The following is a 14,218-nucleotide window of genomic DNA, read 5'->3' as shown; positions in this document are numbered from 1 at the left end:
TTCCACGATCCCACGGGCCCCACGATACGACCATCGGATCGGCCGGGCCCGGGGAGGCGGGCCACCTCATCGGTCATGCCTGGCGCCTGGTGAGGCGGTCGGCGTGGAGGCCGGCCGCCTCTGGACGGTGGGAGGCATTCATGATCGGCTTGGGGATGAGTTCTTTGATACGCCACGTCACATCGACGCCGCCGACCAGTTCGTTCTTGCGGGCTTCTGGGCACAGGCCCTGGACGGCACCGTCGCGAGCGGTCTCAGGCGAAGGCCGGCTTGCCCGGGCCGGGGACATTGCGGAAGCGGAACGGCTCCGGTTCGCGGCCTGCCTGGATGAACCAGCACTCCCCCGTGCCGTCGCCGGTGATGATCCGCACAATCGTGTCCGCCACGACCTCGGCCGGGATGACCGGCAGCTCCTGCTCGGAGAGCATGTCGCGCAGGTGGTCGATGATCCGCGACTCGGCGAACCCCGGGCAGACCGCGTTGAAGCGCACGTTGTCCGGCACGAGGGCCGGTCCCAGGGAGCGTGCCAGACCCACCACCGCATGCTTGTTGGCCGCGTACAGGGGATCGAGCGGTACGGCCGCCAAGCCGGCCAGGGACGCGGTCGCCACGATCGATCCTCCTCCGCGGGCCCGCAGCGCCGGCAGCACGGCGTGGGTGCCGTATACCACCCCGTCGAGGTTGGCGCCCATCGCCCGGCGGTAACGGCTGGTGTCGAAGTCCTCACCGACGCCGCATCCGGTCGCCACTCCCGCGTTGAGCAGCGCGATGTCGACACCGCCGAACTGCTCCTGGGCGAAGTCGACCAGCGCACGGTTGGCGTCGAGGTCGGAGACGTCACAGGCACGGAAGCGGCCGCCGGTCATGTCTGCCACCTCCCTGCCACCGCGCGCATCGAGGTCCGCGACGACCACTCGGGCTCCCGCCTTCGCGAGCGCCAGCGCGCTGGCCCGGCCCAGTCCGCCGGCACCGCCGGTCACGATCGCGACCTTGCCCTGCAGCGCGGCGCCGTTTGTCTGCGTTCCGCGCTGGGCCGCGGCCCCGCTCTCGGCGGCGGTCACGCCAGCTCCAGCACGAGCTTGCCGACGTTCTCGCCGCGAAAGAGCATCTGCAGCGTCTCGGGGAAGTCGTCCACGTCGCCTCTCACCACATGTTCCTTGACCTTGATGCGGCCGGCGCCGATCCAGTCGGCGATCTCCTGTGTGGCCTCCGCGTAGCGCTTGGCGTAGTCGAAGACGACGAGGCCCTCCATACGGGCGCGGCGCACCAGCAGGGAGAGGTAGTTGGAGGGTCCCTTGACCGGACTGGCGCTGTTGTACTGACTGATCGCACCGCAGATGACGACGCGCGCGTGCATCGCCAGCCGGGTCAGGGCGGCGTCGAGGATGTCCCCTCCGACGTTGTCGAAGTAGACGTCGATTCCGTCGGGGACCTGCTGGCGCAGCGCCTTCTTGACGTCGTCGGCGCGGTAGTCGATCGCGGCGTCGAATCCCAGCTCGTCGGTGAGCAGCGCGCACTTCTCCGGGCCTCCGGCGATGCCTACGACCCGGCAGCCCTTGGCCTTCGCGATCTGCCCCACCATGGTGCCCACGGCGCCGGCCGCCCCCGACACCACGACGGTTTCGCCGTCCTTGAGCGCCCCGACCTCCAGCAGGCCGAAGTAGGCGGTCATGCCGGGCATGCCCAGCGCCCCCAGATACGTCGCAGGCGGCGCGAGGGCGGTGTCGATCTTCAGGGCGCCCCGGCCGTCGGAGACGACGTGTTCCTGGACGCCGAACATGCCGGCCACGTGATCACCGGGCTGGAAGTCGGGGTGGTTCGATGCGGTGACCTCGATGACCGATCCGGCGCGCATCACCTCGCCTATGCCCACGGGCGGCAGGTAGGAGGGGCGGTCGTCCAGCCAGCCACGCATGGCCGGGTCCAGGGAGATGACGCGTGTCCGGCCCGCGAACCGGCCCGGGCCCGGTTCCTCGACCGTCCCGGAACAGTGCTCCCAGTCATCCGGTTTCGCCTCACCCACGGGGCGGGCAGCCAGACGTATCTGGCGGTTGGTCGCAGGCATCGCGGCTCCTGTCGTTCGTGGCTCCCAGCGACCATACCGACCAGTTGGTACGTAAGTGGAGTGAGGTTCGCCACACGCCGTACGTCGGTTCTGGGCCGCGATGCCTCTGGGACCGTATCCGCAGCTCCGCCCGCGGGGCGAGGCATCCGGGCCGAACTCACGGCTCGGGCTCGGGCGGACCCACGGCTCGGGCGGGGCTCGGGCTGGGGAGTCCGCTCTCGTCCCGGTCGCCCGGGCCACGCCCTAGTACCCCGCACCGCCCGCTGTGTCCGACCGGAAGAGCCGGCGCCCATGCCGTGCGGCGCGTCGAGCGTCACGTGGCCGCCGCGTCGAGTATCCTCACGTGCGTCTGGGTGGCTGGACCCAGCCCACGGACCGCTCGACGGCGCGCTGCCAGCACTCGTACTCCTTCTCTCGCCTTTTGGGATCCATGTCCGGCAGCCATTGGGCGGCCCGGTGCCAGTTCCGGCGCAGGACCGCCAGATCCGGCCAGTAGCCTGCCGCGAGGCCCGCGGCGTAGGCCGCGCCGAGTGACACCGTCTCGGCGACCAGGGGCCGTACGACGGGAACGTCCAGCACGTCGGCCAGCAGCTGCATGAGCAGGTTGTCGGATGTCATGCCTCCGTCGACCTTCAGTTGTCTGAGGGCGAGACCGGAGTCAGCGTTCATCGCGTCGACGACCTCCCGTGTCTGCCACCCGGTGGCCTCCAACGCGGCTCGGGCGAGGTGACCCTTGGTGATGTACGAGGTGAGGCCGACGATCACACCGCGGGCGTCGCTGCGCCAGTGGGGGGCGAAGAGGCCGGAGAACGCGGGGACGATGTAGCAGCCGCCGTTGTCCTCGACGGTGCGCGCCAGGGTTTCGATCTCCGGTGCGCTGTGGATCAGGCCCAGCCGGTCGCGGAACCACTGGACCAGCGAGCCGGTGACCGCGATCGGGCCTTCGAGGGCGTAGACCGTCGGCTGGTCCGCGATCTTGTAGGCGACGGTGGTGAGGAGTCCGTGGCGGGATCGCACGACGTCGGGACCGGTGTTCATCAGCAGGAAGCTCCCGGTCCCATAGGTGCATTTCGCCTCTCCGGGCGAGAAGCAGGTCTGTCCGAACAGGGCCGCCTGCTGGTCCCCGAGTGCGGCCGTGATGCGGACGCCGGGGACCACCGTGCGAGCCTCCCCGTAGTCCTCCGCGGAGGATCGGATCTCCGGCAGCATCGGGCGCGGCACGCCGAAGAACTCCATCAGCTCACGGTCCCAGGCCAGCGTCCGGATGTTGATCAGCATGGTGCGGCTGGCGTTGGTGACGTCGGTGATGTGGAGGCCGCCGTCTGTGCCGCCGGTGAGGTTCCAGACCAGCCAGCTCTCCATGGTGCCGAACAACACGTCGCCGTCCTGGGCACGCTTGCCCAGCCCGTCGACATGGTCGAACAGCCAGCGGATCCGGGGCGCGGAGAAGTAGGTCGACGGCGGAAGACCGCAGCGGTCGAGGAAGAAATCGTCCCCGGGCTGTTGTCTCAGCTCGTCGACGAACTCAGCCGTGCGCGTGTCCTGCCATACGATCGCCCTGCCCAGCGGGACACCGGTCCGCCGGTCCCAGAGCACCGTCGTCTCCCGCTGGTTGGCGATCCCCATGGCGGCGATCTGTCCGGCGTCTATGCCGGCGTTGGACAGTGCCTCGGGCACGACGCGCTGCAGATTGCGCCAGATCTCGACGGCATCGTGCTCGACCCAGCCGGGGCGCGGGAAATACTGCTGATGTTCCCGCTGGGCGACCGACACCAACCGCCCGCCGTGGTCGAACAGGATGCATCGAGTGGAGGTGGTGCCCTGGTCGATGGACATCACATACCGTTCAACCATGATCGGGCCTGCCTTCCGATGCGTCGCGAAGGTACGGGGACCTACCAGCGTCCCGCGCCCAGGTCTCTGGAAATCGCACGGGCGGCCTCCCGGAGCAAGGTGACCGGGGTCGGCCGAGGCCTGCCTGTGGTGTCGCAGAGCCGCTCCAACGGGCCGGACACGCCGATCGCACCCACCACCAGGCCGCCGTGCCCCCGGATGGGCATGGCGATTCCGGCCTCGCCCATGCCCATTTCCTGCACCTCGGCGCCCCAGCCGAGCTCCCGGATCTCGCCGAGCGCCCGGTGAAGGGCCTCCGGGAAGACCAGGGTGTGCCGGGTGTACGCCTCCAGCCCCGCCTCCAGCAACGGCTCGACGGACGCCGCCCCGAAGGCAAGCAGAACCTTGCCGAGGGAAGACGCGTGCAGCGGCAGGAACGCGCCCACGTCCAGGGTCTGGAGGGTGTCGTCCGGCCGGAAGACGTGGTGCACGATGAGCACCTTGCCTTCCAGGGGCGTGCCCAGGCGGACGGCCTCTCCGCTGCGGGCGGCCAGGGCGTCGGCCCAGTTCAGGGAGCGCGACCGCAGTTCGTTCACGTCGAGGTAGCTCGTGCCGAGGTGCAGCAGCGCCGCCCCGAGCTGGTATTTTCCGGTCGCCTCGTCCTGTTCCACGAAGTCCACGTGCTGCAGGGTGCGCAGAATGCCGTGCACGGTGCCCTTGGCCAGCCCGAGCGACGACGCCACCTCGCCCAGTCCGAGCCGTCGGGGACCGCCGGCCAGCAGGCGCAGGATCGCCGCCGCCCGTTCTATGGACTGGACTGGCCCGGCCATACGGCGATCGTAGCCGCGTTTGCCTCCCTCAGGACTGCCGTTCGGTAATGCCGACCGCAGTTCATTGACCGACCGCACATCCCTCCATAGCGTCACATGACGCCCGGCCTCCAGCCGGCAGCAGCACATTCCTCGGAGGAGATCGGCACATGACTGCAGCGCCGCCCAGCGCCGCGCTTCGCTGGGAAGTCGAACACGTCTTTCCGCTCTTGCACGCCGCCAGGGCCGTCTCGGCTGTGCGCCAGCGCGTAGCCGCAGTCCTCAGCAGCTGGAACCTGTCCGCCGAGGGCACCGACGACGTCCTCCTGGTGGTCTCGGAGCTGCTCACCAACGCAGTGGTCCACGCCCTGCCCCCGGCGACGTTGCGGGTGTCACGGGCCGCGGACGGCGGATGCCGTGCCGTCCGCGTCGAAGTGAACGACACCGGCCCCGCAGCGCCGGCCGGGCCGTCCATGCCCGACCCGGATGAGCACGGGCGGGGCCTCGACATCGTCACCGCCCTGTCCGCCCGATGCGGGGTCCAGGTGCACTCCGGCGGAACGTGCCGTTGGGCAGAGGTGCCCGTGGGTTGAGGGCCGAGAGTCCGGCGGCACTCCGCCACCGACCGCATCCGCCGTGCGAGCCACTCGGTGTCGCACGTCTCAGGGCTCAGTGACGTTCCCGGAAGGCGAACGAAACGGCGTGAGTGAATAGGGGACATGCTCCTCGACTTCACGCACGCCCACGACGGTGAACGGCTCAGCGGTGTGTACGGCGGTGAACTGTCCGGGGCCACCGCCGTGGTGTTGCACGGAGCCGGCACCAGCAGCAAGGAGCGACTGCTCCCGCTGGTGCGGGAGTTCGTGGCCCAGGGTTGTCGGGGGATCGCCTTCGACTTCTCCGGGCACGGCGAAAGCAACGGGAAGCTCGGTGAGTTGAGCCTGCGGCGGCGGTTCGAGCAGGCCGTAGCCGTGATCGACGCGTACGCGGGGACGGTCGGGCCGCTGGTCCTGGTGGGATTCAGCATGAGTGGGCAGACGGTGGCCGATCTTGTCCGGCACTACGGCGACCGGGTGGCGGCGCTGGGACTGTGCGCGCCCGCCGTGTACACCGCGAAGGCGTGGGATGTGCCCTTCGGGGACGGGAACGGCCCGTTCAGCAGCATGATCCGGCGGCCGGACAGCTGGCGGGAGGCGCCGGCGCTCGAGATACTGCGCATGTACGAGGGCCGGGCGGTGCTCGCCGTTCCGGGCACGGACACGGTGATCCCGCCGGCGGTGACGGAGGCGGTGCAGGACGCACTGGCAGCACGCGCCCAGTACACGCGCTTCGGCCTTCCGGACGCCCAGCACCAGCTGGGGCTGTGGCTCCGCGACCACGGCGACGACCGGCGGGAGTTCGTGGAGGCGGTGCTGACCGGCCTCGACGACCGTGGCTGGTCGGCCACGCAGGCATGGGTGGTCAAGCAGCTCCCCCATGGCCGCTCGGTCGCCGACTCGCGCCTCCTGTCCGGTGGTTGGAGCTCCCAGATGCGCCGGCTCACCCTTGACGACGGCACGGCCCTGGTGCAACGGGCCTTCGTGAAGCCGTTCTTCCGCCGCCACGGGCCTGGGCTGCTGGCCCGCGAGGCGTCCGTCCTTGCGCTGCTCGCCGAACAGGAGAGCATCCCGGCGCCCGGACTCGTCGCCGTGGACGCCACGGCCGGACACTGCGACCATCCGACCCTGTTGATGTCCGCGCTGCCGGGCCGCGTCCGCGTGGACGGGGACGACCTCGACCCGCGCCTGGACCTGCTCGCGGCCCAACTCGTCCGCGTCCACGGCGTCGTACCGGCCCAACGACCGCGTCCCTACCAGGCGTGGACGTCCCCGGAGCGCGTCCGCGCCCCCGACGGTCCTCTGTGGGAGCGGGCCGTGGACGTGATCCGCCGAGACCCGCCGCCGTACGAAGGCCGCTTTCTGCACCGCGATTTCCACCCCGGGAACGTGCTCTTCACGGGAGCCGGGCCCACCCTGCGGATCACCGGTGTCGTGGACTGGGTCGAGACCTCGTGGGGACCAGCTGATCTCGACGTGGCGCACTGCTCGACCGCGCTCGCGCTGCTGCACGGGCCCGCCTGCGGGCTGGACTTCCGCGAACGGTACGAGGCACACGGCGGCCGCGCCCTCGCCGACGGCCCCGACCACCTGTACTGGCGGCTGCTCGACGCCCTGCACTACTGCCCCGACGCGGCCAAACTGGCCGGGCCGTGGCGTGAACTGGGGCGGCTCGATCTGACGTCCGAGGTGCTGGGAGCACGGCTGGAGGCGTACGTGGACGGACTGCTGCAGCGATACAGCTGACGGGCAGGAAATGGTTTGAGCCAGGCGGCGCCTCGCTGCTACTTTCGCGATGGACCGTGAAATCGTCGTATGGAGGTGAGCCCCGTGAACACAGTTACCCGTGGGTGCTCCCTCAACCCGTCACGGTCCGGCGGCTGACGTTCGGTGTCGCCAGGAGCGCCTGAGATCGAGGCACTCCTGGAGGGAGACTCCGATGAACACAAAACCTTTCACATCTGGCCTGAGCGAGAACGCGGTGATGATCACGCGCGTCGCGGACAGGCAATGGCATGCGCTGGACGACGACCTGGTGGTCGGCCGCGGGCATGCGCAACACCGGCCCGACGGACGCTTGTTCGTCAGCATTGACGCCTGGCACGACACCGCCTTCGACCGGCTCGCCGAGGCGATGCTGGCACAACTGCCGGCGCCGTTGTACACGGTGGTCGACGAAGCCGACGTCGAGCTGACGGACCGCTGGCAGCGAGCCGGTTTCACGATCCGGCGCCGCGAGTGGGAGTACGTCGTGCCGACCGACCCGCAGGTCACAGGGCTCGACGAAGTCCTGGCGCCCTCGGGCGTGACGATCGTGCCCGCCGGTCAGGCGGACGAGAGTCTGCTGCGGGCGGCGGACCGCGCGATCCGTGACGAAGTCGAGGCGACCGTCGGGTGGCAGTCGATGCCCGCGGAGGTGATCCCTCGCCCCGGGGGCGACACCATCGTCGACCCGTCGAAGTACGCGGTGGCCGCGGCGCCGGACCGCTATCTGGGTCTGATCCGGGTGGTCACGGTGAACCGGCCGCGCATCGGGCTGGTCGCGGTCCGGGCCGGTGAACAGCGCCGCGGCATCGCGCGGGCATTGCTGACCCACGCGTTGGGGACGCTGGACCGCTCCGGGTTCGCCACGGCCTGGACGGAAGTCCAGGAGTCCAACCAAGCGGCCTCGGCGCTGTTCGAGGGCATCGGCGCCCGGCCGATGAGCAGCAACCTGGAGCTGGTGCGATGACGAAGAACAGGAACGTCATCGAGGTCGAGGGCAAGGTCGTCGAGTGCCTGCGCAGCGCCATGTTCACCGTGGAGCTCGAGAACGGCCACCGGGTGCTCGCGCACATCAGCGGGAAGATCCGCAAGAACTACATCAAGATCATGCTGGAAGACCGGGTGCTGGTGGAACTCCCGCCGTACGACCTGACGCGCGGCCGGATCGTGTTCCGGTACCGGAACTAGCGGCGGTCGGCGGCTGCCGCGACGGCTGATCCTGAGCCCCGGTCACGACGTTTCCGTGACCGGGGCTCTGACCACCGGCCGCACGAGACGGCGGGGTGCCGTCCTGGCCCCCGTGGGTCAGCTCAGGCGCCAGTGCTGGTTCGCGCCGCCCGAGCAGCTCCACAACTGGACCTTCGTCCCGTTTGCGGTGCCCTGGCCGCTCGCGTCCAGGCAGAGACCCGACTGGGCTGCGGTGATCGTGCCGTCGGGATTCACGTTCCATTGCTGGTCTGGCTGCCCGCTGCAGTCACCGATCGCCGCCGGGGTGCCGTTGCCCGCGGACTGGCCGACGCCCAGGCACTTGTTGCCGTAGACGACCAGTTGCTTTGTGGTGGAGTGGGTCCACCGTTGGTTGGAGCCGCCGTTGCAGTCCCACAGTTGTGCCTGCGTGCCGTTGGCGGTCGTGGAGTTGTTGATGTCGAGGCAGCGCCCCGACTGCTGACCGATGATCTCCTGGTTGCCGGAGGGCGGCGGCGGCTGGTTCGAGCCGAACTGGGTGAAGAACTGCCACACCGCTGCCGACGTCCAGGTGCGCCAGCCGTCACCGGTGGAACCGTCTATCGGGCCGGGGTCGTGGCCCGCTCCGTCGAACGCGGCCCATACGACGGGATATCCGGACTTGCATCCGGAGTAGGTGGTGATGATGTGCGTCAGGCTTCCGTTGGCCGGCTCGGGCGGGTTCTGCGGTGTGCAGCCGTTGGTCCGGACGAACGTGTCGCGCAGTTCCCGTCCCAGCGCGATGGGCAGCACGTTGTCCCTGAGGCCGTGCAGACCCATGTAGGCGATGGGCTGGTTGCCGCCGTTGCACCCACTGAGGTTCGCACCGGAGTAGACCGCGACAGCGCGGAAGACCGTCGCCCGTGAGCAGGCGAGGGCGTACGACATCGCGGCGCCGTAGCTGAAGCCGGCCGAGAACAACTGGGTGGTGTCGACGCACAGACCTGCTTCGATCTGGCTGACCATGGCGTCGACGAAGGCCACGTCCTGGCCGCCGGGGTTGGCCCAGCCGTTGCCGTTGCCCTGGGGGGCGACGAAGATCGTGCTGTTGTTCGCGTTGTCCGCCAGGCGCCTCAGGCCGTAGTAGGACCAGTTGTATCCGTCCGTTCCGCCCGAGTCGACGTCGTTGGCCGTGCCGCCACGCCAGTGGAAGCCGAAGACCAGCCGGTAGGGGTGGTTGCTGTCGTAGCCGGCGGGGACCCGCAGGATGTAACTGCGTGTCTGGCCGCCGCTCTGGATCGTGTGGGTGCCACTCGTCAGGGCCGGGGCCTTGCCGCAGCCGGCGGTCGCCGCGGCGGCGCCGGTGGTGCCCGACGCGTGCGCGCCGAGACCGCTGCCTGACGAGATGCCCGCAGCGGACAGGACGAGAAGTAGCGCCGCCGCGATGGTCAAAAAGAGCGGTGTGCGTTTCATGCGCTCCTGCTTCCTTGGTGGGGGGAATGGACGGGGAGCGTCGGTCGGCCACCCGGGGGCGGTTCACACGCCGGTGACGGTCCATTCGTTGTTGGTGTTCGAGTTCGGCGTCCACAGCACCGCGGTCGAGCCCACCGCGGTGCTGCCGCTGCCGTCGAGGGCGGTTCCGGTGCCCCGGTTGACGATCTGGTAGCGGTTGCCGCCCAGGCTGGTGAGCGACCACTGCTGGTTGTTGCCGCCGTTCCAGGCCTCCTGCCGGGCGGGAGCGCCGTTGGCGGAGTTGCCCCAGCTGTCGGCGGCCATACCGTTGGCGCGGTTCATGATGCGGAGGTAGCCGTTGCCCAGGTCGATGAGCTGCCACTGCAGGTTGGCGCTGCCGTCGTAGCTCCACTGCTTGAGGTTGGAGCCGGAGGCGACGTTGCCCCCGCTGTCCAGCACCAGCCCGCTGGTCACGTTGGCGATCTTGACCCACGTGGTGGAGCCGCCCGGCGCGCCCAGGACGGGAATGTCACCGGAGAAGGTGAGCTTGACCGTGTAGGCCAGGGCGCTGAACGGCGGGTTCGACGAAGGCATGGCCAGGTGCAGGCCGGACGCGTCCTGGGTCGGGGTGGGCAGGTTGACGTAGGTGCCGGCGGTGTTGTTCAGCAGTTGGGCGCCGGTCAGGCTGCTGAGGTTGATCTGGTTCGAGTTCAGCGTGGTGACGGTCATGGTGCCGCCCTGCCAGCCCAGCGCGGTGACGTAGAGGACCTTGTTGTCCTGGCTGCGGGTGAACCGGACGTCCTGGGGTTTGCCGGCCACCGGTCCGCTGAACGAGCCTCCGCCCATCTTGGTGGGGCCCTCGCCGTAACTGGCCCAGGAGCGGGTGCCGTAGACGGCCTCTCCGAAGCGGCCGAGCCAGTCCCCCATGGCGAGCAGGATCGACTGCTGCCCGGCGGGGATGGTGCCGTCGGCCATGGGGGCGATGTTCAGCAGCATGGTGCCGCCCTTGCTGACCCGGTCGATCAGCGAGTGCAGCATCGCCTGCGTCGAGTAGTAGCCGATGCCCGCCGTGTAGCACCAGCTGGAGGAGGAGATGCTGTCGTCGGTCAGCCAGTAGGGGGTGAGCAGTCCGGCCGGGCCGCCGCGCTCGAAGTCGAAGACCTCGCCCTTGTTGTTGAGCCCGTCCTTGTAGGTCGCGGCCACGTCCTTGTTCCAGGAGACCGCCTGGTTGTAGTAGTGCGCGAGGAACTGGAGCCGGTAGGACTCCCGGACCAGGCCCAGGTCGAAGTCCTGCCAGAGCAGGTCCGGCCGGTAGCCGTCGATGACCTCGATCAGCTTGTCGTACCAGAGCTTGTTCTCCGCGTCCGAGCCCTGCTGGCCGTAGAGAACGCGGAGCGCCGGATCCGACTGGGACGGCACATGGTCGTAGAAGCCGTTGAAGTGGTAGGCGTGGTGCAGGGAGGCCATGAACTTCAGCCCCTGACCGCGGATGGCCTGAGCGTGCAGCCCCACGAGGTCGAGCCGGGGGCCGTGCTGGACGGAGTTCCACGGGTTGGCGCGGCTGTTCCACATGGAGAAGCCGTCGTGGTGTTCGGCGACCGGGCCGGCGAATCTGGCGCCCGCGGACTTGAACAGCCGGGCCCAGGCATCCGGGTCCCAATTGCCGCCCTGGGAGGCCAGCTTGGGAGCGAACTGGACGAAGTTGCCCGCCTTGTCGCGGGCGCCGTCGATGAAGTTGTTGTACGGCCATGCCGAGGGGTCGCCGTAGGTGGCCTTGTGGTGGTTGTTCTCGGCCGAGCCGCCGATGTACATGTTGCGCGGATACCACTCGTTGCCGAACGCGGGAACGCTGAAGACGCCCCAGTGGTAGTAGATGCCGAACTTGGCGTCCTGGAACCAGGCCGGCGCCGGCGGGTGCTGGTCGACGGAGGACCAGCTCGCGGAGTAGCTCGCGGGGCCGTCGGTGGCGGCGGCCTCGGGGGCGAACCGCAGCAGGCCGTAGGCCGTGGCCGCGCCGGTCGCCGCCAGCAGCCGGCGTCGGCTGATGGGGAGGGGGGAGGAAGTCATGCTGGGCCTCTCACGTCATGGACGGGATGGGTGATGGCGGCCGGCGCCGGATCATTCGCGTGTCCACTTCTGGTTGCCGGCCCCGCTGCAGGTCCACAGCTCCAGCAGGGTGCCGTTGGCTGTTCCCGCGCCGGTGGCGTCCAGGCACAGACCGGACTGGGCGCCGGTGATCGTGCCGTCGGCGTTGAGCGTCCACTTCTGGTTGCCGCCGCCCTCGCAGGGCCGGATGTCGACCTTGGTGCCGGGGCTGGTGCCGCTCCCCGAGGCGTCCAGGCAGACGCTGCCGTAGACGCGCAGTTCACCCGTCGAGGTGCTCGTCCACTGCTGGTTGCTGCCGCCGTTGCAGTCCCACAGCTCCACCTGGGTGCCGGACGTCTGGGACTGGTTCGGTACGTCCACGCACCGGCCGGAGGCGGCCCCGACGATCGGGGCGGTCGTGCCGCCGCCGGATCCGCCGCTGCCGGGGGTGAGGGAAAGGTTGTCGAACTGCGCCGTCTCACCCTGGCTGGTCGCGTAGCCGACCTGTCCGCCCGCCCAGGTGCGGTCGTTGGCGGAGCCGGCCGTGACACCGTCGATGACAGCGGTGACGGTGGTTCCGGAGAAGGTGAGCGCGAGCGTGTGCCACCGGTTGGTGCCCAGGGCCGCGGTCGTGCCGTGGGCGAGGGTGGAGACGGTGCCGTTGGTGCCGGAGTTCAGGATCGACCAGGCTCCGGTGTCGCTCACGCGCAGGTGGTATGCGTTGAGTCCGCCGGTGCTGCTGTAGTCCTGCCCGTTCGCGCGTCCTATCAGTTCGGCGTACCCCGGCTGTTCGAGCAGCACGTCGGAGGAGACCGTGTAGTTGCTCCAGCTCACGTCACCGAGCAGGGCGTGCGGATCGGACAAGGCGTCCCAGGTGATCGGTTTCTGGGGGCTCATCTGGCGTACGCACTTGCCGCTGCGCCCGCCGCCGCAGCCCGCGACCTCGAAGGCGCCCTGCCAGTCCATGAGGTACTTCGCCTCGGTGCCGGTGGCGTTGCCGTCGAAGGAGTCGCTGTACGGCAGGCTCATGGCGCCCTGGGCGGGAGCGGTCGCGGTGCCCTTGCCCTGACCGGTCGTGGTGGTCAGGGTGTAGAGGCGATGGGGCTGCAGGGTCAGGCTGACGGCGCCGCCGGACGGGGTGATGTCAGTGGTGTGCACGAAGTAGTCGGCCGGATTGGCGGAGTTGACGTCGGTCGACCAGACGTGGACGGTTCCGTCGGACAGGCCTCCGGTGACGTTGAAGTTCAGGGTCTGGGCACTCCCGGCGTCCATCGTCTCGATGACGGTGGAGTAGTCGGAGTTGTTGGTGGACTTCAGCGAGACGTAGCTGCCGTTGTTCCGGTTGCCGCCGATGTAGCCGCTGGAGGAGTCGAGGTACTTCCAGCCCGGGGCGGTGAACTGGCTGGTGTGCGCCATCACCCAGGTGTTCTTGCCGATCGCGTAGTGGCCGGACCACGGCTGCGAGGCAAGGGCGAGACCCATGGTGGGGTACGGCAGGTTCGGTGTGATGGCCGCGACGACCGGCCAGTTGAGGTACGCGGTCATCCGGCCGTCGATGTATCCGCGGTTGATGCCGCGGGCCATGGCCTGCGCTCCCCCGTTGTAGTCGTCCGAGCCGTTCTCGCTCGCCCACAACGGCTTGCCGGAGGACATGGCGGCCGACGGCACCGAGCAGTTGGACTGGGAGGAGCGGTATCCGCAGGGGTAGTGCGTGCCGATGGCGCTCACCGCGGAGGCGAACGCCGGGTTGGAGTTGACGTCGTTCGCCACGGACCAGTCCGAGTCGGCCGCGATGATCTTGACGCTGCCGTAGCCGTTGCTGTTGAGCGCGCTCCGCAGCTGCTGGTACCAGGAGACGTTGTAGCCTCGCTCGTTCCATCCGCCGAGGTAGTCGATGCTCAGCCCATGCTGCTTGGCGCAGCCCAGCCACGAGACCAGGTAGTTGACCATGTCGGTGGACCAGAAGTTCCCGTTGCCGATCCAGCCCGGGGCGCCCCAGGCGAGCCCGTACAGCTTGATGTTCGGGTTGCGCGCCTTGGCCTGCTCCATCAGCCACCATTCGTAGCCCCGGTCGCAGTTCAGGTCGGAGCGCGTGTGCTGGTGGCTGGGCTCGGCGCCCGAGGTGGAGTTGGTGTCCCCGCCGATCTCGGCCTTGAGCATCTGCAGGGAGGCCCCGTAGCCGGGCCGGAAGAGGTAGTCGAGGATCTGGCCGCGCTGGGGCTCGGGATAGTCGGTCAGGAGTCTGCTGTTGCCGCCCCCGCCGCTGATCGCGCCGACGCCGTCGAAGGTCCGTCCGCCGGAGGCGCCGTTGATGGTGATGGAGGTCGCGGCATGGGCCGGAGAGGCGACCGTGCCGACGAGGCCGCCGGCGGCCAGGATGAGGCCCGTGAGCACGGCCGTCGAGGCGCGCAGGCGCCGCAGCAGCCGTCTGAATGCTGACACGGTGGGGG

Annotated in this window: 11 protein-coding genes; 4 read left to right on the top strand and 7 right to left on the bottom strand. The window is 69.4% G+C overall.

Annotated elements, in window-relative coordinates; translation table 11 throughout:
* Positions 1 to 254 precede the first annotated feature (254 nt).
* The 4 genes from OOK07_RS41040 to OOK07_RS41025 form a co-directional block, all read right to left on the bottom strand.
* Complete coding sequence (locus tag OOK07_RS41040; RefSeq protein WP_266801671.1) at positions 255 to 1,061, bottom strand: SDR family NAD(P)-dependent oxidoreductase; 807 nt, start codon at positions 1,059 to 1,061, stop codon at positions 255 to 257.
* Complete coding sequence (locus tag OOK07_RS41035; RefSeq protein WP_266801670.1) at positions 1,058 to 2,065, bottom strand: NADP-dependent oxidoreductase; 1,008 nt, start codon at positions 2,063 to 2,065, stop codon at positions 1,058 to 1,060. Before OOK07_RS41035 ends, OOK07_RS41040 begins: the two co-directional genes overlap by 4 nt.
* Before the next feature lie 339 nt (positions 2,066 to 2,404).
* Positions 2,405 to 3,919, bottom strand: a complete 1,515-nt coding sequence (glpK, locus tag OOK07_RS41030; protein ID WP_266801669.1) for a glycerol kinase GlpK — start codon at positions 3,917 to 3,919, stop codon at positions 2,405 to 2,407.
* Between the two features lie 41 nt (positions 3,920 to 3,960).
* Positions 3,961 to 4,728: an IclR family transcriptional regulator gene (locus OOK07_RS41025; RefSeq protein WP_266801668.1), complete on the bottom strand. Its 768-nt coding sequence runs from the start codon at positions 4,726 to 4,728 to the stop codon at positions 3,961 to 3,963.
* A gap of 149 nt (positions 4,729 to 4,877) precedes the next feature.
* Between OOK07_RS41025 and OOK07_RS41020 the strand changes: the two genes are divergently transcribed.
* The 4 genes from OOK07_RS41020 to infA all read left to right on the top strand — a co-directional run bounded on the left by OOK07_RS41020 (position 4,878) and on the right by infA (position 8,255).
* Positions 4,878 to 5,300, top strand: a complete 423-nt coding sequence (locus tag OOK07_RS41020; protein WP_266801667.1) for an ATP-binding protein — start codon at positions 4,878 to 4,880, stop codon at positions 5,298 to 5,300.
* 126 nt (positions 5,301 to 5,426) lie between these two features.
* Positions 5,427 to 7,049, top strand: a complete 1,623-nt coding sequence (locus OOK07_RS41015; RefSeq protein WP_266801666.1) for an alpha/beta fold hydrolase — start codon at positions 5,427 to 5,429, stop codon at positions 7,047 to 7,049.
* A gap of 193 nt (positions 7,050 to 7,242) precedes the next feature.
* On the top strand, positions 7,243 to 8,034 hold the full coding sequence (locus OOK07_RS41010) for a GNAT family N-acetyltransferase (protein ID WP_266801665.1): 792 nt from the start codon (positions 7,243 to 7,245) through the stop codon (positions 8,032 to 8,034).
* Positions 8,031 to 8,255, top strand: a complete 225-nt coding sequence (gene infA, locus OOK07_RS41005; protein ID WP_266801664.1) for a translation initiation factor IF-1 — start codon at positions 8,031 to 8,033, stop codon at positions 8,253 to 8,255. The genes OOK07_RS41010 and infA overlap by 4 nt, the downstream gene beginning before the upstream one ends.
* Positions 8,256 to 8,372: 117 nt before the next feature.
* Here the strand turns inward: infA and OOK07_RS41000 are convergent, their stop codons facing one another.
* The 3 genes from OOK07_RS41000 to OOK07_RS40990 all read right to left on the bottom strand — a co-directional run bounded on the left by OOK07_RS41000 (position 8,373) and on the right by OOK07_RS40990 (position 14,210).
* Complete coding sequence (locus OOK07_RS41000) at positions 8,373 to 9,704, bottom strand: ricin-type beta-trefoil lectin domain protein (RefSeq protein WP_266801663.1); 1,332 nt, start codon at positions 9,702 to 9,704, stop codon at positions 8,373 to 8,375.
* 63 nt (positions 9,705 to 9,767) lie between these two features.
* On the bottom strand, positions 9,768 to 11,750 hold the full coding sequence (locus OOK07_RS40995; protein WP_266801662.1) for an alpha-L-fucosidase: 1,983 nt from the start codon (positions 11,748 to 11,750) through the stop codon (positions 9,768 to 9,770).
* A gap of 51 nt (positions 11,751 to 11,801) precedes the next feature.
* Complete coding sequence (locus OOK07_RS40990) at positions 11,802 to 14,210, bottom strand: ricin-type beta-trefoil lectin domain protein (protein ID WP_266801661.1); 2,409 nt, start codon at positions 14,208 to 14,210, stop codon at positions 11,802 to 11,804.
* Positions 14,211 to 14,218: the final 8 nt, after the last annotated feature.

It is taken from the genome of Streptomyces sp. NBC_00078, assembly GCF_026343335.1.
In the GTDB taxonomy this organism is placed as follows: Bacteria; Actinomycetota; Actinomycetes; order Streptomycetales; family Streptomycetaceae; genus Streptomyces.
The sequence above is the reverse complement of the archived record's forward strand: the minus strand, read 5'-3'. Positions and strand labels throughout refer to the sequence as shown.